Raw genomic sequence first — 17,726 nt, 5'->3', positions numbered from 1 at the left:
CGCCCGGCGCGTCAGCCGACGTCTCCGCGCCAGGCGCCCGTCTCGGTCCCGCGGGACTCGATGAACTCCTTGAACCGTGCGAGGTCGCCCTTCACGCGACGCTCGTCGAGCTGCAGCAGGTCGCCGGCCTTCTCCACGACGCCCTCGGGCGTCCAGTCGAGCTGCACGGTGACGCGCGTCTCGGTGTCGTTCAGCCGGTGGAAGGTCACGACGCCGGCGTGGTCGGGACCGGACGTGCTGTTCCACGCGACGCGCTCGTCGGGGTGCTGCTCCGTGATCTCGGCGTCGAACTCGCGCTCGACGCCGCCGATCTTCGTCCTCCAGTGCGTGTGCGTCGCGTCGAGCTGGCGGATCTCCTCCACGCCCTCCATGAAGCGCGGGAACTCCTCGAACTGCGTCCACTGGTCGTAGGCCGTGCGGACGGGGACGCTGACGTCGATCGACTGGGTGACCGTGCTCATCGGATACCTCCTGGGGTTGGCGGGCGGTACCCCTCCACCCTTGCCACGGTCGCGCCCGCTCGCGCGCGGAGGGACGAACCCGGGCAGAAGGGTCATCGAGCGACGTCGTCACTCCAGGTGGCTCGAGGGGTCTCCCGACGCGGGGTCGGAGGTGTGGCCCGGGTTCGACGACCCGTCGTCGTGCATCTGCGTCGCGTCCACGACACCGAGCTCGTCGAGGAGGAAGAGGAACGAGCGCGCGTACGGGTTGTCGTCGACGCGCTCGCGGACCTCCGCCCAGTCGATCTGCTCGCGCATCGCCCGGGCGACGGGCAGCAGGCGGGAGAAGTCGCAGAAGTGCTCGCCGATGACGCGCAGCTTCGAGGCCATGATCTCCGTCGCGGCGAGCACGGGCATGCGGACGGCGAGCACCTCCAGCTCGTCGGTCCGGGAGAGGAGGTCGTCGTCGATCGGCTCGCCGACCATGCGGTACAGCACGTCGATGAGCTCGCCGCCGTGGTACGCCTTGAACAGCCAGTTCTCCGTGGGCTCCGTGATCTTCAGCCCGGCAGCGCGCAGCACCTCACGAGCCCGGTCCACGTCGACCTCCCGGATCGCGAAGTCCGCGTCGTGGCTCGGCTCCGGCGCACCGCGCGCCCACGCGGCGTAGCCCCCCACGAGCGCGTGCGGGATCTCGGCGTCGGCGAGCGCGGCCGCCGTCATGCGCAGGCCGTCGTGCAGCGCCTCTCTGTCGTCCACCATGCCCCAGGGTCTACACCACGCGGGCCCTGCTGGCACGTCGCGGGTGCACCGAGGGGACTGGAGGTGCGACCGCGGGTCGCGGTGCCCAGAATCGAGTCGATGCGCCTCGCGACGTTCAACATCCTCCACGGGCGGTCGACCGTCGACGACACCGTCGACCTCGACCGCTTCGCGGACGCGGTCCGCTCGCTCGACGCGGACGTCCTCGCGCTGCAGGAGGTGGACCGTGACCAGCCGCGCTCGCACCGCGCGGACCTCACGGCCGTCGCCGCCGAGGCGGCGGGAGCGGCCGACCACCGCTTCGTCGCGACGCTCGTCGGGGAGCCCGGTGTCTGGACGGCGCCCACGGGGGAGCACCAGCCCGGCCAGGCGGCCTACGGGATCGCCGTCGTCAGCCGCTACCCCGTCACGGCGTGGCGCACCGTCGTCATGCCGCCGCCGCGCACGCAGATCCCTGTCCGGTTCCCGGGGAGCCGCCTGCCGACGCTGGTGCGCGACGAGCCGCGGGCGGCGCTCGTCGCGCGCGTCGACGCCCCCGGCGGGCGCATCACGGTGGCGTGCACCCACCTCACGTTCGTGCCGGGACGCAACCTCACGCAGCTCGTGCGCCTCACGCGCTCGCTCGTGGAGGAGGCTCTCGACGGGGAGCCGGTCGTGCTCCTCGGCGACCTCAACGTCGACGCGCCGCAGGCGGCACGCACGAGCGGCTGGCACCCGCTCGCGTCCGCCGCGACGTTCCCCGTCGCGGAGCCGACCCGCCAGCTCGACCACATCCTCGCCCACGGGGCGGTCCGCGCGACCACCCAGGCGTCCGCGGTCGACACCGGGCTGTCGGACCACCGCGCGCTCGTCGTCCCGGTGGCGCTCGGCGGGGAGCACCAGCCGTCCCCGACGCGGCCGCACGCCGCCGACGAGGACCGGCCGCCCTCGCGAGCGCCCGCGGAGCCGGTACGTCGGCACCACCGGCACGTCGAGGGCTGAGCCACCGAGTGGCCCGAACCGGTGAGGCCGATCACACGGCCCGGGGCTGGTTCCCGGGCTCCTGCATAGATTAGCCTCACCTATGTGAGTGAAACCTTGGTTCCCGTCGCGAGCCCCGTCCCGGCGCTCGCGGGCCACGACCTGCGCCTGTCCTACGACGCGCGCACCGTCGTGCACGGCGCCGCGCTCGACCTCGCGCCGGCCGCCGTCACGGCGCTCATCGGACCCAACGGCTCCGGCAAGTCGACCCTCCTGCGCTCGCTCGCGCGCCTGCACCGGCCCGACGCCGGGACGGTCGCGCTCGACGACGCCACCGACGCCCTCGCGCTGCACCCCAAGGACTTCGCGCGCCGCGTGACGCTGCTCTCCCAGAGCCGCCCGACGCCGTCGGGCGTGACGGTGCGCGACGTCGTCGCGTACGGCCGCCACCCGTACCGCGGCCGGTTCCGCTCGAACGACGCCGACGGTCCGCGCGCCATCGCGCACGCCATGGACGTCACGGGCATCACGGCGATGGCCGAGCGCGGCGTCGACGAGCTGTCCGGTGGCGAGCTCCAGCGCGTGTGGCTCGCGACGTGCCTCGCGCAGGACACGCGCGTGCTGCTGCTCGACGAGCCGACGACCTACCTCGACCTGCGCTACCAGGTCGAGCTGCTCGACCTCGTGCGCGACCTCGCGGCGGAGCACGGCGTCGCCGTCGGCGTCGTGCTGCACGACCTCAACCAGGCGGCTGCCGTCGCGGACCACGTCGTCCTGCTGCACCACGGCGTCGTGCGCGCGACAGGCCCGGCCGACGAGGTGCTCACGTCCGACCTCCTCACCGAGGTGTACGGCATCCACGTCGACGTCTACACCCACCCCCTCACGGGACGCACGTGCTGCGAGCCGCTCGGGCGGCACGCCGCCCGCGTCGGGGTCGCCGTCCCCGCCTGACCTCCTGCCTCACCCCTCGCCCGGACCGCCGCGCGGCCCGTCCCGGGCCACCGGACCGACCACCGTCCGGTGCCGACCGAACCGAAGGACACCCATGCGCTCGACCACCCGTTCCCTCGCCGTGGGCGCGCTCGCGCTCGCCACGACGCTCGCGCTCACCGCGTGCGGCACGACCGAGGACCCGGACGCGGGCTCCGCGACCGACGCGACGACCGACGCCGCGGCGTCGGGCCCTGTGACCTACACCGACGAGCGCGGCGAGCACGAGCTCGACGCGGTCGCCACGGACGTCGTCTCGCTCGAGTGGGGCCTCACGGAGAACCTCGTCGCGCTGGGCGTCGAGCCCGTCGGCCAGGCCGACGTCGAGGGCTACAACACGTGGAACACCGTCGCGCCGATCGACGAGGGCACGCCCGACGTCGGCACGCGCGGCGAGCCGAGCCTCGACGCCATCTCCGCGCTCGAGCCGGACCTCGTCGTCACGACGACCGACCTCCCCGAGAACGTCATCGCCCAGATCGAGGAGGTCGCGCCGGTGCTCACGCTGCGCGGCTCCGACGGCGAGGACCCCATCGGCTACATGCGCTCCACCGTCGAGACGCTCGCCGAGGTCACGGGGACGCAGGACGCGGCCACGGCCGCGCTCGAGGAGTACGACGCGAAGGTCGCCGACGGCGTCGCCGCGCTCGAGGAGGCCGGTCTCGCGGGCTCCGAGTTCACGATGGCCGACGGGTACGTCGTCAACGGCGCGGTGTCGATCCGCATGTTCACCCCCGGGTCGTTCTTCGGCGGGATCGGCGAGGAGCTCGGCCTCGTCAACGCGTGGACCGAGGGCGGCGACCCCGACTACGGGCTCGCGACCACCGACGTCGAGGGCCTGACGCAGCTCGGCGACGTGCAGTTCCTCTACGTCGCGAACGACGCCGAGGCCGACCCGTTCACCGAGGGCCTCGCGGGCAACGCCGTGTGGGAGCAGCTCCCGTTCGTCACCGCCGGTGACGTGCACCGCCTGCCCGACGGCATCTGGATGTTCGGCGGCCCGCTGTCCGCCGGCGCGTACGTCGACGCGGTCGTCGAGGCGCTGACGGCCTGATCCTCCGCCCCCACCGGCGGTCCGCACACGAAAGACCGAAGAGACGACTGTGACGACGCGAGAGCGCACGCCGGCGGAGCCGGACACCCTCCTCCTGGAGGACCCGGCTCCGGCCGTCTCCCCGCGCGTGCGGTCGTCACGCCTGGGGATCGCGGCGGCGTTCGTCGCCGCGGCCCTGGTCGCGGTCGTCCTCGCGGCGGTGCACGTCACCCAGGGCACGGCCGCCGTCGGCCCGCTCGACCTGCTGCGGCTCGCCACCGGCGGCGAGGGGGTCGACGAGACGGTCGCCGTCCTCGTCGCGTCGCGCGTGCCCCGGCTGCTCGCAGGCCTCCTCGTGGGTGTCGCGCTCGGCGTCGCCGGTGCCGTGCTCCAGTCCGTCGCCCGCAACCCGCTCGCGTCGCCCGACACGCTCGCGGTCAACGCCGGGTCGTACGTGACGGTCGTCGCCGTCGCGGCGTTCGGACTCTCCGTCCCGTTCTACCTCCAGGGCGGGCTCGCGTTCCTCGGCGGCCTGGCGGCCGCGGGGCTCGTGCTCGTGCTGTCGCGCGGCGGCGCCGACGGGCCGACCCGCCTCGTGCTCGCAGGGTCGGCGATCATGCTCGCGCTGCACTCCCTGACGATGGTCCTGCTCGTGCTGTTCGAGCAGGAGACCACGGGGCTGTTCGCGTGGGGGAGCGGGTCGATCGTCCAGTCCGGCACGCGCACCGTCGCGATGGCGACCCCGGTCGTCGTCGTGGGCGTGCTCGCCGCGCTGGTGCTCTCCCGCCGGCTCGACCTGCTCGGCCTCGGGGACGACGCCGCGACGGTGCTCGGCGTGGACGTGCGCCGCACGCGTGCGGTCGCCGTGCTCGTGGCCGTGCTGCTCGCCGCGATCGCGGTGACGGTCGCCGGCCCGATCGGCTTCGTGGGCCTGGCGGCACCGGTCGTCGCGCGCCTCGTCGGACGCCGCGTCCCCGGCCTCGGCCGGCACGTGCTGCTCCTGCCGTTCGCGGCGCTCACCGGCGTGATCGTCGTGCTCGGCGCGGACGTCCTGCTCCGACTCGTCCTGCCGGGCACGATGTCGCTCGCCGTGCCGACCGGCATCGTCACCACCGTCGTCGGCGCGGGGCTGCTCATCTGGCTCGCGCGCCGGCTGCGCGACGCGGGCCCCGGAGCCCGGGCGGCGAACGGCGCGCTCGGTCGGCCCCGGTCGACGCGGACCGTGCTCGTGGTCGTCGTCGTGCTGGCCGCAGCCGTCGTCGCCGCGATCGTCGCGGGTCTCCTGCTCGGCGACCGGGTCGTGCTCCTCGGCGACGTCGCGAACTGGTGGAACGGCGTCGCGGGCCGCCAGGTCTCGTTCGTGCTCGACCAGCGGTTCCCGCGCGTGCTCGCCGCGCTGCTCGCGGGCGCGGCACTCGCCCTCGCCGGCACGATCGTGCAGGCCGTGTGCCGCAACCCGCTCGCCGAGCCCAGCCTGCTCGGCGTGACCTCCGGCGCGGGCCTCGGGGCCGTGACCATGATCCTGCTCGTTCCCGGGGTCGGGATCTGGCCGATGTCCGCTGCTGCGACCGTCGGAGCGTTCCTGGTCTTCGGCCTCGTCTACGGGCTGTCGTACCGGGGCGGGCTCAGCTCGGACCGGCTCGTGCTCATCGGCATCGGGGCGCAGGCCGGCGTCATGGCGCTCATCACGCTGGTGGTCGTCGTCGTCGCGCCGTGGGACGTCAACCTCGCGCTCACGTGGCTGTCCGGGTCGACGTACGGGCGCACGCTCGAGCAGCTGGTCCCCGTCGCGGCGGCGCTGGTGCTCGTCACGCCGTTCGTCGCCCTCCACCGCCGGGACCTCGACGTGCTCGCGATCGACGACGACACGCCCCGCGTGCTCGGCGTCGCCCTCGACCGCACGCGCCTGCTGCTCCTCGGCGCCGCCGCCCTGCTCACCGCGGCGGCCGTCTGCGCGATCGGCGCGCTCGCGTTCGTCGGCCTTGTCGCCCCGCACGCGGCGCGCGCGCTCGTCGGGGCGCGGCACGCGCGCGTCGTGCCCGTCGCGATGCTCCTCGGCGCCCTCCTCGTGTCCGTCGCGGACACGCTCGGGCGCGTCGTCATCGCACCGGGGCAGATCCCCGCGGGGCTCGGCACGGCGCTGCTCGGCGCGCCGTACTTCGTGTACCTGCTGTGGCGCAGCCGCGGCCGCGCGGCGTGACGCGTCTCACGCGCCCGATGGCGAGGTCGTCCGCCGGACGGGTTGACCCCGTGCGGGGCGCGTAGGTTAGCCTCACCTGTGTGAGTCAGACCGTCGCCGCACCGCGTGCCGCCCACCGCGCCGCCACCACCCGCCCCGCCCCGCGGGCGACGGCGCCGTGGCGCTTCTTCGACGTCGAGGTGGCGCGCGTCGAGCAGCTCTCGCCGAGCTTCCGCCGGTTCACCTTCACGGGCCCGGAGCTCGACCTCTTCGGCGACCCCGGTCTGGACGTGCGCATCAAGTTCGTCCTCCCCGCACCCGACGGCGGCTACGAGCACCTCGTGCGCGACCCCGAGGGGTGGTACGCCGCGTGGCGTGCGCAGCCCGAGGCGCGCCGCAACCCGCTGCGCACGTACACGACCGTCGCGGTGCGTCCCGAGGCGCGCGAGGTCGACGTGGACGTCGTGCTGCACGGCGACGCCGGGCCGGCGTCGCGCTGGGCGCTCGACGCGCAGGTCGGCACACCGCTCGTCCTGCTCGGCCCGGACGCGACGTTCGACGGACCCGTGGGCGGCATCGAGTTCCGGCCCCCGGCCCGCGCCCACGCGCTCCTGCTCGCGGGCGACGAGACGGCCCTGCCCGCCATCGCGGCGATCTGCGAGGACCTGCCCGCCGACGCGTGGGGCGAGGTGTACGTCGAGGTGCCGCACGTGGGCGACGCCCGTGACCTCGTCACGCCGCCCGGGGTCCGCGTGACGTTCCTCGCGCGCGACGACGTCCCGGGGGGAGCCCACGACGCGCACGGCGCACGCCTCGTGCCGGCCGTCAAGGAGGCGGCAGCGCGCATCCTCGGTGCCGGGGTCCTCGGGACGGACCCGCCCGCGCAGTGCCGCACCGCCGAGGACCTCGAGGACGTCGACGTCGACGCGTCGATCCTCTGGGAGGTCCCGGGCCTGCTCGAGGACGACACCGTCCTGTACGCGTGGCTCGCGGGCGAGGCGAGCGCGATCAAGACGCTGCGGCGCCATCTCGTCGCCGAGCTCGGCGTCGACCGTCGCGCCGTCGCGTTCATGGGCTACTGGCGCGAGGGCCGCGCGGAGAGCTGACACGCTCACGAGAGACGCGAGAAGCGCGAAGCGAGAAGTGGCCCCTCACCGACCTCGGCGAGGGGCCACTTCTCACGTCTCGGCACGGACGACGGGACGGAGCCGGTCCTGCGGACGGCGGGCACGAGAAAGGGAGGCCGACCGGCCTCCCTTTCCAAGGTATAGCGCACGGGGGGTCTTGCGGCAAGGCCCCCTCCCGGGCGCAGAATCTCCGATCGTGCGCGGACCGACGTCCGCGCGCCCGTGAGAGCCCGGACCGGAGCTGATGACCTTGACCGCTGCGCCCACCCGTACCTTCGACCTTCCCGACCGGCTCGCCGCCAAGGGCGAGCTCGCGCTCGTCGACGCGGACGAGCGGCACTTCGCCGCGATCGCGGCGAGCCTCGAGCACTCCGTCGCCGACCTCTCGCAGCGCCTGGACGCGGCGCGCCGCGCGCCGGGCGGGTCGAGCACGGAGTCGCTCGAGCGCGACCAGGAGGTCCACCGGCTCAGCGCACGCCTGCGGCTCCTGCAGCGCTACGGCGTCGACCTGTGCCTGGGCCGCATGACGTTCGCCGACGGCTCCGACCCCGTCTACGTCGGCCGTGTCGGCCTCACCGACCCGGCGGGGGAGCGGCTCCTCGTCGACTGGCGCTCGCCGGCGGCCGAGCCGTACTTCGCGGCGACGCCCGCGCACCCGGCGGGCCTCGCGGCGCGGCGCCGGTACCGCTGGACGCGCGGGCGCGTCACGGACTACTGGGACGAGGAGCTCGTGCCCGACGGCGCGGGGTCGAGCGCGGCGCTCGACGACCAGTCGGCGTTCGTCGCGAGCCTCGGCGCGAGCCGGTCTCCGCGCATGCGCGACGTGCTGGGCACGATCCAGGCCGACCAGGACGCGATCGTGCGCGCGGGGTCGCGCGGCGCGCTCGTCGTCGACGGCGGCCCCGGCACGGGCAAGACGGTCGTCGCGCTGCACCGCGCCGCGTACCTGCTGTACGCCGACCCGCACGTGGGCGAGGGGCGCGGTGGCGTGCTCGTGATCGGGCCGAGCCGCCCCTACCTCGGGTACGTCGCCGACGTGCTCCCGAGCCTCGGCGAGGAGGGCGTGCAGACGTGCACGCTGCGCGACCTGGTCCCGGAGGGTGCGACCGCGCGCGAGGAGGCGGACCCCGAGGTCGCGCGCCTCAAGGCGTCGGCCGAGCTCGTCGCCGCGATCGAGCCGGCCGTGCGGTTCTCGGAGCGCCCGCCCGCCGAGGGCATGGAGGTCGAGACGCCGTGGGCCGACGTCTGGCTCTCCACGGCCGACTGGGCCGAGGCGTTCGAGTCGATCGACCCCGGCACCCCGCACAACGAGGCGCGCGACGAGGTCTGGGCCGCGCTCGTGGAGATCCTCGTGGACAAGGCCGTGGGCGAGGTCACCGACCTGCCGGCGGACGACGTACGCCGCGCCCTGCGCGGCCACCGTGCGCTCGGCGCCGCGTTCGACCGCGCGTGGCCGCTCGTCGAGGCGACCGACCTCGTGGCCGACCTCTGGTCCGTGCCCGCCTACCTCCGCCTGTGCGCGCCGTCGCTCACGGCCGACCAGGTGCGCGCGCTGCAGCGCGCGGACGCCCACGCGTGGACGACCGCGGACCTGCCGCTGCTCGACGCCGCGCGCCGACGCCTCGGCGACCCCGAGGCGTCGCGCCGCCGTCGCCGCAACGAGGCCGCGGCGGCGGCCGAGCGCGCCCGCATGGACGACGTCGTCGACCACCTCCTCGCGACCGACGACAGCGAGCTCCGCGTCATGCAGATGCTCCGCGGCCAGGACCTGCGCGACGCGCTCGTCGACGACGGCGCGCTGGTCACGGCGACGCCCGACCGGCTCGCCGGGCCCTTCGCGCACGTGGTCGTCGACGAGGCGCAGGAGCTCACCGACGCCGAGTGGCAGATGGTCCTCAGCCGCTGCCCGTCGCGCAGCGTCACGGTCGTGGGGGACCGGGCGCAGGCGCGGCACGGGTTCCCCGAGACGTGGCGCGAGCGCCTCGAGCGCGTCGGCCTCGACCGCGTGGCCGAGGCGTCGCTGCGCGTCAACTACCGCACGCCGCAGGAGGTCATGGCCGCGGCGGAGCCCGTGATCCGCGCCGCGCTCCCCGACGCCAACGTCCCGACGTCGGTGCGCAGCACGGGCGTGCCGGTCGTGTACGGGTCGGCGGGCGACCTCGACGCGGTGCTCGAGGCGTGGCTCGCCGAGCATGCCGAGGGCACGGCGTGCGTCATCGGCGACGCGGCGCTCACCGAGACGTTCACCGGGACGGCGCGCGTGCGGTCGCTCACCCCGGAGACGGCCAAGGGCCTGGAGTTCGACCTCGTCGTCCTCGTGGACCCGCAGGCGTTCGGCGACGGCGTCGAGGGCGCCGTCGACCGCTACGTCGCGATGACGCGCGCGACGCAGCGGCTGGTCGTGCTCGAGCGCTGACGCCGGGCGGCTCCCCGTCGCCGGGTCAGGCGACGGGGACCGCCAGGTCCTCGACGACCTCGACGCCCGGGAGCCGCCCCAGCAGCGTGCCCGGCAGGAGGAGCTTGGACCGCCGGACTCCGCTGCCGATCAGGGCGAGCTCGCCGTCGGTCACGACACGGGAGTCGACGAGCACGCGCCAGCCGGCCGGGAGCCCGACGGGCGTGATGCCGCCGTACTCCATGCCGGACTCGGCCGTCGCGCGCTCGGTCTGCAGGAACGACGCCTTGCGCACGTCGAGGAGCTTGCGGATGCGCGTGTTGACGTCGGCGCGCGTGTGCGCGCGCACGACTGCGGCCGCGACCCGCTCCTCGCCCGCCCGCGCGCCACCCACGACGACGCAGTTCGCCGATGCCTCGACGGGCAGGTCGAACGCGGCGTTGAGCGTCGCGGTGTCCGCGAGGTCCGGGTCGATCTCGGTCACGGCGACCAGCGTCGCGACGTCGGGGTCGGCGTCGGCCCAGCGGCGCAGCGCGTCGGCCGTCACGGGCGCGACGAGGTCGAGGTGGTCGAGGGCCGGCTCCCACGTGAGCGAGCCGAGCGTGGGCAGGGTGGTGGAGGCGTCCATGGGTTCTTCCGTCGTGCGGTCGTCAGGTCGTGCGGTACGTCGCCGTGAGCGTCGCACGCGCGAGCGTGTGGAACAAGGCGTTGAACGCGACCGCGGTCGGCGTCGCGTCCGGCCCGAGGCCGGCCGCCTCGGCGAGCGAGCCGACGTCGAGGGCGTGGACGGCGAAGACGTACCGGTGCGGGCGGTCCCCGGGCGGCGGTGCGGCGCCCGTGTAGCCCGGCGTGCCGCCGTCGTTGCGGACCTGGAACGCACCGTCGGGCAGCCCGGCGCCGTCGGCCGCGCCGGCGCCCCGGGGCAGCGAGGTCACGGTCGCCGGGACGTCCGCGACGGTCCAGTGCCAGAAGCCCGCGGGGGTCGGGGCGTCGGGGTCGAAGCAGGTGACGACGAACGAGCGCGTGCCCTCCGGGAAGCCGGACCAGCCCAGCGCGGGGGAGAGGTTCTCGCCGTCGGCGGCGTACCGGTCCGCGAGCGGCTCGCCGTCGGCGAGGTCGGCGCTCGTGAGGGTGAACGAGGGTGCGGCGGGGAGGAGCGAGTAGGGGTCGGGAGCCTGGGGTCGGGAGTCGAGGTTCACGTCGGCCATGGGACCCATCGTGCGCGACCGGGCGCGTGCAGGCACGTGGTCGGCGCGAGGGCGAAGGTTCGGGTGGAGGTCGAGGGTTGAAGGAGACCTTCGAGTGGTGGTCGAGGGTTATGACGGGCATCTCGGACGAAGCCGACGGCTCCGACCTGCGGAGTTGACACCCCCTCGGGCGCGGCCGTTCACTGGAAGTGTTCGAACACCTGTTCGATGCGTGGCGGAGGCGTCGACTCCGCTGCGCAAACCTCGGCGCCGGTCCCCGTGCGCCGGTCCGAGCACCACCCGGGAGGCGAGATGACCGTTCTCGCCGACCCGGCCGGTCGGAGGGCCGCCGGGCAGCAGGGGCAGGTCCGGGTGGACAGGGCCGAGCTGGCTCGCGCCGCCCTGCGGCGTGCGGAGGAGCGGACCGGGGTCCAGCGGCACCGCTCGGTGCCCGCCCCGGCAGCGGGTCCCGTCGCCCCCGGTGCCGCCGCCACGCCGCCCGCGCGCCCGCACCGTGCGCCCGTCCACCCCCGTCGTGCCGTCCCGACCGTGCCCGACGAGCGGGTGTGGCCGGTCCACGACGCGCTCGCCCCGCTCCTGCCGCTCGGCGCGCTGCAGCGCGGGACCGTCCTCGCCGTGCGCGGCTCGACGAGCCTGCTGCTCGCGCTCGTCGCCGCGCCCTCCCGGGCGGGTGCCTGGACCGCCGCGGTCGGGTTCCCCGCCGTCGGGCTGCTCGCTGCCGCGGACGTCGGCACGGACCTCGACCGCCTCGCGCTCGTGCCCCGTCCGGGGCCGGACGCCGCGCTCGCGATCGCGGCGCTCGTCGACGGCATGGACGTCGTCGTCGTCGGGCCCGACGCTGCCCTGACCGACGCCGACCGGCGCCGCCTCGCGGCGCGCGCCCGGGAGCGCGGGGCGCTGCTCGTCGCCGCGGCGGCGTGGCCCGGCGCGCACGTCGCGCTCACGGTCACGGGCGGCCGGTGGTCCGGGACGCACCACGGGGCGGGCTGGCTGCGGCACCGCACGCTCGTCGTCGAGCGCGCGGGCCGCGGGGGCGCCGCACGTCCCGTCCGCGTCGAGGTCGACCTGCCGCTCGGCCACGCGGACTGGCCGGCGTTCCTCGCCGAGCGCAGCACCACCGTGCGCACGGGAGGACGGGCCGTCGGCCTCCCCGAGGAGACCGAGGACCGCGCCGACCGTCCCGGGCTGAGGCTCGTCGGATGACCATGACCATGACCATGACCATGACCCCGACCCGCACGGCCGCCCTGTGGGTGCCGGACTGGCCGGTGCTCGCCGCGATGGCGGTCCGCGACGTCCCTGCGCACGTCCCGGCCGCGACGCACGACGGGCGCCGCGTCGTCGCCGTCTCGGCCACCGCGCGAGCGCACGGCGTCCGCCGGGGGATGCGCCGCCGCCGGGCCCGTGAGTGCTGCCCCGAGCTCGAGCTGCTCGACGTCGACGACGCGCGCGACGCCCGCGAGTTCGAGCCCGTCGCGCTCGCGGCCGAGACCGTCGTCGCGGGCCTGGAGATCACGCGTCCCGGGCTGCTGCTCCTCCCGGCGTCCGGAGCCAGCCGCTACCACGGGTCGGACGCGGCGCTCGCGGAGGCGCTCGTCGCACGCGTCGCCGAGCACACCGGGCACGAGTGCCAGGTGGGCGTCGCCGACGGGATCCTCGCCGCGGTGCTCGCCGCGCGCGCGTCCGCCGTCGTCGCCCCTGGCGGTTCGCCCGCTTTCCTCGCCCCGCGCCCCGCGCGCGACCTCGTGCACGTCGCCGCCCGGCCCGACGCCGCCGTCGCGATCGACGAGCTCGTCGACCTCCTGGGCCGGCTCGGCGTGCGCACGCTCGGGGCGCTCGCGGCGCTGCCGCCCGCGACCGTCGAGGGACGGTTCGGCGACCTCGGCGCGTGGGCGCACCGCCTCGCGCGCGGCGAGGACCTGCGCCCGCCCGCGCGCCGCCGCATCGAGCCCGACGTCGCGGTGAGCGCCGAGCTCGACCCGCCCGCCGAGCGCGTCGACGTCGCGACCTTCGCCGCGCGCCGCCTCGCCGAGGACCTGCACGACCAGCTCGTCGCCCGCTCGCTCGTCGCCGGCCGGCTGCGCATCACCGCCCGGACCACCGAGGGGGACGACCTCGAGCGCACCTGGCGCCTCGACGGACCGGGCGCGATGAGCCCCGCGCGCCTCACCGACAAGGTGCGGTGGCAGCTCGAGGGCTGGCTCACCACGACGAGCGTGCGCGCTGCCCGGTCCGCACGGCGCGGCAGGGAAGGGGGCTCGCCCGGCGGGGCGCGCGTCGTGCCCGACGCCGCGCCGCTGGCCCGCCTGTCCCTCACCGCCGAGGAGGTCGTCCCCGCCGGGGCCGAGCAGCCGCGCCTGTGGGGCGCGTCGAGCGGGGAGGACGCGCGCGCCCACCGCGCGCTCGGGCGCGTGCAGGGCATCCTCGGCGGTGACGCCGTGCTGCGCGTGCAGGTCCAGGGCGGTCGCGACGCGACCGACCGCGTGCACCTCGTGCCGTTCGGGGAGGACGTCGCCCGCCCGCGCGACCCCGCCCTGCCGTGGCCCGGGGCGCTGCCGAGCCCCGCCCCGGCGGTCGTCCCCGTGGAGCCCCAGGACGTCGTCGTGCTCGACGACGCCGGGCGGCCCGTCGTCGTCGACGCGCGTCTCGCCATGAGCGGCACGCCCGCGAGCGTGCGGTGGCCCGGCCCGGACGACCCCGACAGCACGGTCGTGGACTGGGCCGGGCCGTGGCCGCTCGCCGAGCGCTGGTGGACCCCCGCGCCGCGACGACGCGTGCACGTCCAGGTGCTGCTCGGCGACGGCCGCGGCCTGCTCCTCGCGAGCGCGCGCGGGCGCTGGACGGTGGAGGGGCTGTATGACTGACCGGACGACCGCCCCCCGGTACGCCGAGCTGCACGCCCACTCCGCGTTCAGCTTCCTCGACGGCGCGTCCCACCCCGAGGAGCTCGCCGCCGAGGGCGCACGGCTCGGGCTGTCGGCGCTCGCGATCACCGACCACGACGGCCTGTACGGCGTCGTCCGGTTCGCGGAGGCGGCGCGCAAGGTCGGGCTCCCCTCGGTCTTCGGTGCCGAGCTGCACCTGCCTGTCCCCGTGCCGGCCGGGGCCCCGGTCCTCGACCCGCCCACCGGCGTGCCCGACCCCCGCTCGACCCACCTGCTCGCCCTCGCGCGCGGCCCGCAGGGCTACCGCAACCTGTCGCGCGCCATCGCCACCGCGCACCTCGCGACCGGGACCAAGGGCGCCGCCCGCTACGACCTCGACACCCTCGGCGAGGAGGCCGACGGGCAGTGGCTCGTGCTCACCGGGTGCCGCAAGGGCGCCGTCCGCCGCGCGCTCGTCACCTCCGGGCGGGCCGAGGCCCGCCGCGAGCTCGACCGGCTCGTCGCCGTCTTCGGCGCGGACAACGTCGCCGTCGAGATCACCACGACCGACGACCCGCGCGACGCCGACCTGCACGCCGCGCTCGCCGACCTCGCCGCCGACGCCCGGCTCCCGCTCGTCGCGACCACCGCCGCCCACTTCGCCCGCCCGCACGACGCCGACCTCGCGGGGGCGCTCGCGGCCGTGCGCGCCCGGTCCTCGCTCGACGACATGGACGGGTGGCTGCCCGGCGCCCCGACGGCCCACCTGCGCTCGGCGGCGGAGATGCTCGCGCGCCACCACCGGTACCCGCAGGCCGTGGCGACGGCCGCCGCGCTCGGGGACGAGTGCGCGTTCGACCTGCACCTCGTCGCGCCCGACCTCCCGCCCTACCCCGTGCCCGACGGGCACACCGAGGCGACCTGGCTGCGCGAGCTCGTGCGCCGCGGCGCCGAGAACCGCTACGGGCCGCGCGAGGCCGAGCGGATCCCGGGCGCGTGGGCGCAGATCGACCACGAGCTGCGCGTCATCGAGGACCTGCACTTCCCCGGCTACTTCCTCGTCGTCTACGACCTCGTGGAGTTCTGCCGCGTCCACGGCATCCTCGCCCAGGGCAGGGGGTCGGCCGCGAACTCCGCCGTCTGCTACGCGCTCGGCATCACCGCCGTCGACGCCGTCAAGCACGGGCTGCTGTTCGAGCGCTTCCTCGCGCCCGAGCGCGACGGCCCGCCCGACATCGACGTCGACATCGAGTCCGCACGGCGCGAGGAGGTCATCCAGCACGTCTACGCGACGTTCGGCCGCACGCACGCCGCCCAGGTCGCGAACGTCATCTCCTACCGCCCCAAGTCCGCCGTGCGCGACGCCGCCCGCGCGCTCGGGTACGACGTCGGGCAGGCCGACGCGTGGAGCAAGTCCATCGAGCGCTGGGGCTCCCTGCGCGGCCCCGACCCGTCGTCGCCCGCGGCCGACCGCGCGGCCAAGGAGCGCGCGATCGCTTCGAAGACCGCCGAGAAGGACGCGCGGGTCACGGCGCTGTGGGGGTCTCGTGACGTGGGGTCGGGTCCGATGGGTTCGGCTGGGAGGGAGGACACCGGGCATCGTGGCGACTGGTCGCCCGACCTGGGCGGCCGGAGCGCACGGCGACCGCGCGTCGTCGACCCGCTCGCCGAGGACCAGGGCGACGGGGCCGGAGGCGACCCAAGACCGCCCGCGGCGCCGCACGAGGCGCTGCGCGCGGACGACACGCACGACGTCGTCCCTGCGCACCGGCCGCCGTCGGCCGCGGAGGAGGGGGAGATCCCCGACGCGGTGCTGGACCTCGCGGACCGGATGCTGCGGCTCCCGCGGCACCTGGGGATCCACTCGGGCGGCATGGTCATGTGCGACCGGCCCGTCATCGAGGTGTGCCCGGTCGAGTGGGCGCGCATGGAGGGGCGCACGGTCCTGCAGTGGGACAAGGAGGACTGCGCGGACGCGGGACTGGTGAAGTTCGACCTGCTCGGCCTCGGGATGCTCACGGCGCTGCGGATCGCGTTCGGCCTCGTGGAGCAGCACGAGGGGTCCCGCCTCGAGCTGCACACGCTGCCGGAGGACGACCCGGCGGTGTACGACCTGCTGTGCGCGGCCGACACGGTGGGGGTGTTCCAGGTCGAGTCGCGTGCGCAGATGGCGACGCTGCCGCGGCTGCGCCCGCGAAAGTTCTACGACATCGTCATCGAGGTCGCGCTCATCCGGCCGGGGCCGATCCAGGGCGGGTCCGTGCACCCCTACATCAACCGGGCGCGGGGCCGCGAGAAGGTGACGTTCCTGCACCCGCTGCTGAAGAAGTCGCTCGGCAAGACGCTCGGCGTGCCGTTGTTCCAGGAGCAGCTCATGCAGATGGCGATCGACGTCGCGGGCTTCTCGCCCAAGGACTCCGACCAGCTGCGCCGGGCGATGGGTTCGAAGCGGTCGGTCGAGCGCATGGAGGAGCTGCGGGGTCGGCTCATGGAGGGGATGAAGAAGAAGGGGGTGGAGGACCCGGCGGTGCGGGAGGAGATCTACGACAAGCTCAAGGCGTTCGCCGACTTCGGGTTCCCCGAGTCGCACGCGTACTCGTTCGCGTTCCTCGTGTACGCGAGCTCGTGGCTCAAGGTGCACCACCCCGCCGCGTTCTACGCGGGGCTCCTCGCGGCGCAGCCCATGGGGTTCTACTCGCCGCAGTCGCTCGTCGCCGACGCGCGCCGGCACGGCGTGACCGTGCTGCGCCCGGACGTCAACGCGTCCGACGTGCAGGCGACGGTCGAGCGGCTTGCGGGAGAGGGAGAGGGCGGGGACCGCGCTCGGGCCTACCATCCGGACCCTCGTTCCTCGGGTCCTCCCGCCAGGCCCGACCACGGCCCTCGGCGGTCCCCGCCCTCTCCCTCTCCCCATGGTGACGTCGGCGTGCGGATCGACCCGGCGTTCGGGCCGGAGCCGGACCTGACGCTCGCGGTGCGGCTCGGGCTCGCGAGCGTGCGCGGGCTCGGCAAGGAGGCCGCGGAGCGGGTCGTCGCGGCCCGCGAGACGGCGGACGACGGCGCTGCGGGGGAGCAGCCGTTCCGCGACCTGCGCGACCTCGTGCGGCGCGTCGACCTCACGACGGCCCAGCTCGAGGGCCTCGCGACCGCGGGGGCGACGGACTGCCTCGGCGTGACGCGGCGCGAGGCGCTGTGGGCCGCCGGCGCGCTCGCGCAGGAGGGCCCGGGCACGCTGCCGGGCGTGAGCGTCGGCGTGGAGGCCCCCCGGCTACCGGGCATGACCGACGTCGAGACCGCCGTCGCCGACGTGTGGGCCACGGGGGTGTCCGCCGACTCCTACCCGACCCAGTACGTGCGCGACGGCCTGACCGCCGCGGGCGTGCTGACCGTCGTCGGCGCCGTGGAGGTGTCGCGGGAGATCGAGCGCGTCGACGACGCCGAGCGCGCGGCAGGCGAGGTGCCGGGGACGCGGCCGCACCCGCCGTCGCGCGTCGCCGTGGGCGGCGTCGTCACGCACCGCCAGCGCCCCGGGACCGCCGGGGGCGTGACGTTCCTGTCCCTCGAGGACGAGACGGGGATCCTCAACGTCGTGTGCTCGCCCGGGCTGTGGCAGCGGTTCCGGAAGGTCGCGCGCGGGTCGGCGGCGCTCGTCGTGCGGGGCCGGCTGGAGCGGGCCGACGGCGCGACGAACCTCGTCGCGGAGCACCTCGCCCCGCTCTCGTTGCAGGTCGCGACGTCGTCGCGCGACTTCCACTGATCGCGGCG

General features: G+C 75.8%; 13 protein-coding genes. 9 read left to right on the top strand and 4 right to left on the bottom strand.

The features are described from left to right. Positions 1 to 11: 11 nt before the first annotated feature. The gene (locus ACMXGY_RS12230) at positions 12 to 461 is read right to left on the bottom strand and encodes an SRPBCC family protein (protein ID WP_483773264.1); all 450 of its coding nucleotides are present in this window, start codon (positions 459 to 461) and stop codon (positions 12 to 14) included. Positions 462 to 569: 108 nt separating this feature from the next. Continuing rightward, the gene (locus ACMXGY_RS12225) at positions 570 to 1,202 is read right to left on the bottom strand and encodes a nucleotidyltransferase family protein (protein WP_483773263.1); all 633 of its coding nucleotides are present in this window, start codon (positions 1,200 to 1,202) and stop codon (positions 570 to 572) included. A gap of 99 nt (positions 1,203 to 1,301) precedes the next feature. On the opposite strand from ACMXGY_RS12225, the gene ACMXGY_RS12220 reads away from it, so the two are divergent. The 6 genes from ACMXGY_RS12220 (at position 1,302) to helR (ending at position 9,910) form a co-directional block, all read left to right on the top strand. After that, positions 1,302 to 2,183 carry an endonuclease/exonuclease/phosphatase family protein gene (locus tag ACMXGY_RS12220; RefSeq protein WP_483773262.1) on the top strand — a complete coding sequence of 294 codons (882 nt, stop codon included), beginning with the start codon at positions 1,302 to 1,304 and terminating at the stop codon, positions 2,181 to 2,183. Positions 2,184 to 2,267: 84 nt separating this feature from the next. Continuing rightward, a complete protein-coding gene (locus ACMXGY_RS12215) occupies positions 2,268 to 3,116 on the top strand; it encodes an ABC transporter ATP-binding protein (RefSeq protein WP_483773261.1) in 849 nt (282 codons plus the stop codon). Between the two features lie 94 nt (positions 3,117 to 3,210). Then, complete coding sequence (locus ACMXGY_RS12210; protein ID WP_483773260.1) at positions 3,211 to 4,209, top strand: ABC transporter substrate-binding protein; 999 nt, start codon at positions 3,211 to 3,213, stop codon at positions 4,207 to 4,209. Between the two features lie 49 nt (positions 4,210 to 4,258). Then, positions 4,259 to 6,388 carry an iron ABC transporter permease gene (locus ACMXGY_RS12205; RefSeq protein ID WP_483773259.1) on the top strand — a complete coding sequence of 710 codons (2,130 nt, stop codon included), beginning with the start codon at positions 4,259 to 4,261 and terminating at the stop codon, positions 6,386 to 6,388. A gap of 80 nt (positions 6,389 to 6,468) precedes the next feature. After that, positions 6,469 to 7,473: a siderophore-interacting protein gene (locus tag ACMXGY_RS12200; protein ID WP_483773258.1), complete on the top strand. Its 1,005-nt coding sequence runs from the start codon at positions 6,469 to 6,471 to the stop codon at positions 7,471 to 7,473. 265 nt (positions 7,474 to 7,738) lie between these two features. Continuing rightward, on the top strand, positions 7,739 to 9,910 hold the full coding sequence (gene helR, locus ACMXGY_RS12195) for an RNA polymerase recycling motor ATPase HelR (RefSeq protein WP_483773257.1): 2,172 nt from the start codon (positions 7,739 to 7,741) through the stop codon (positions 9,908 to 9,910). 25 nt (positions 9,911 to 9,935) lie between these two features. Here the strand turns inward: helR and ACMXGY_RS12190 are convergent, their stop codons facing one another. Then, the gene (locus tag ACMXGY_RS12190) at positions 9,936 to 10,517 is read right to left on the bottom strand and encodes a YbaK/EbsC family protein (protein ID WP_483773256.1); all 582 of its coding nucleotides are present in this window, start codon (positions 10,515 to 10,517) and stop codon (positions 9,936 to 9,938) included. 22 nt (positions 10,518 to 10,539) lie between these two features. Continuing rightward, positions 10,540 to 11,097: a YbhB/YbcL family Raf kinase inhibitor-like protein gene (locus ACMXGY_RS12185; protein ID WP_483773255.1), complete on the bottom strand. Its 558-nt coding sequence runs from the start codon at positions 11,095 to 11,097 to the stop codon at positions 10,540 to 10,542. 291 nt (positions 11,098 to 11,388) lie between these two features. Between ACMXGY_RS12185 and ACMXGY_RS12180 the strand changes: the two genes are divergently transcribed. The 3 genes from ACMXGY_RS12180 to ACMXGY_RS12170 are packed head-to-tail and all read left to right on the top strand — an operon-like array spanning position 11,389 to position 17,718. Then, complete coding sequence (locus ACMXGY_RS12180) at positions 11,389 to 12,300, top strand: hypothetical protein (RefSeq protein ID WP_483773254.1); 912 nt, start codon at positions 11,389 to 11,391, stop codon at positions 12,298 to 12,300. After that, positions 12,297 to 13,961 (top strand): DNA polymerase Y family protein, encoded by a 1,665-nt coding sequence (locus ACMXGY_RS12175; protein WP_483773253.1) that lies wholly within the window; start codon positions 12,297 to 12,299, stop codon positions 13,959 to 13,961. The genes ACMXGY_RS12180 and ACMXGY_RS12175 overlap by 4 nt, the downstream gene beginning before the upstream one ends. Next, the gene (locus tag ACMXGY_RS12170) at positions 13,954 to 17,718 is read left to right on the top strand and encodes an error-prone DNA polymerase (protein ID WP_483773252.1); all 3,765 of its coding nucleotides are present in this window, start codon (positions 13,954 to 13,956) and stop codon (positions 17,716 to 17,718) included. The genes ACMXGY_RS12175 and ACMXGY_RS12170 overlap by 8 nt, the downstream gene beginning before the upstream one ends. Positions 17,719 to 17,726: the final 8 nt, after the last annotated feature.

This window comes from Cellulosimicrobium sp. G4 BAM 1002 (genome assembly GCF_057126935.1).
The sequence above is the reverse complement of the archived record's forward strand: the minus strand, read 5'-3'. Positions and strand labels throughout refer to the sequence as shown.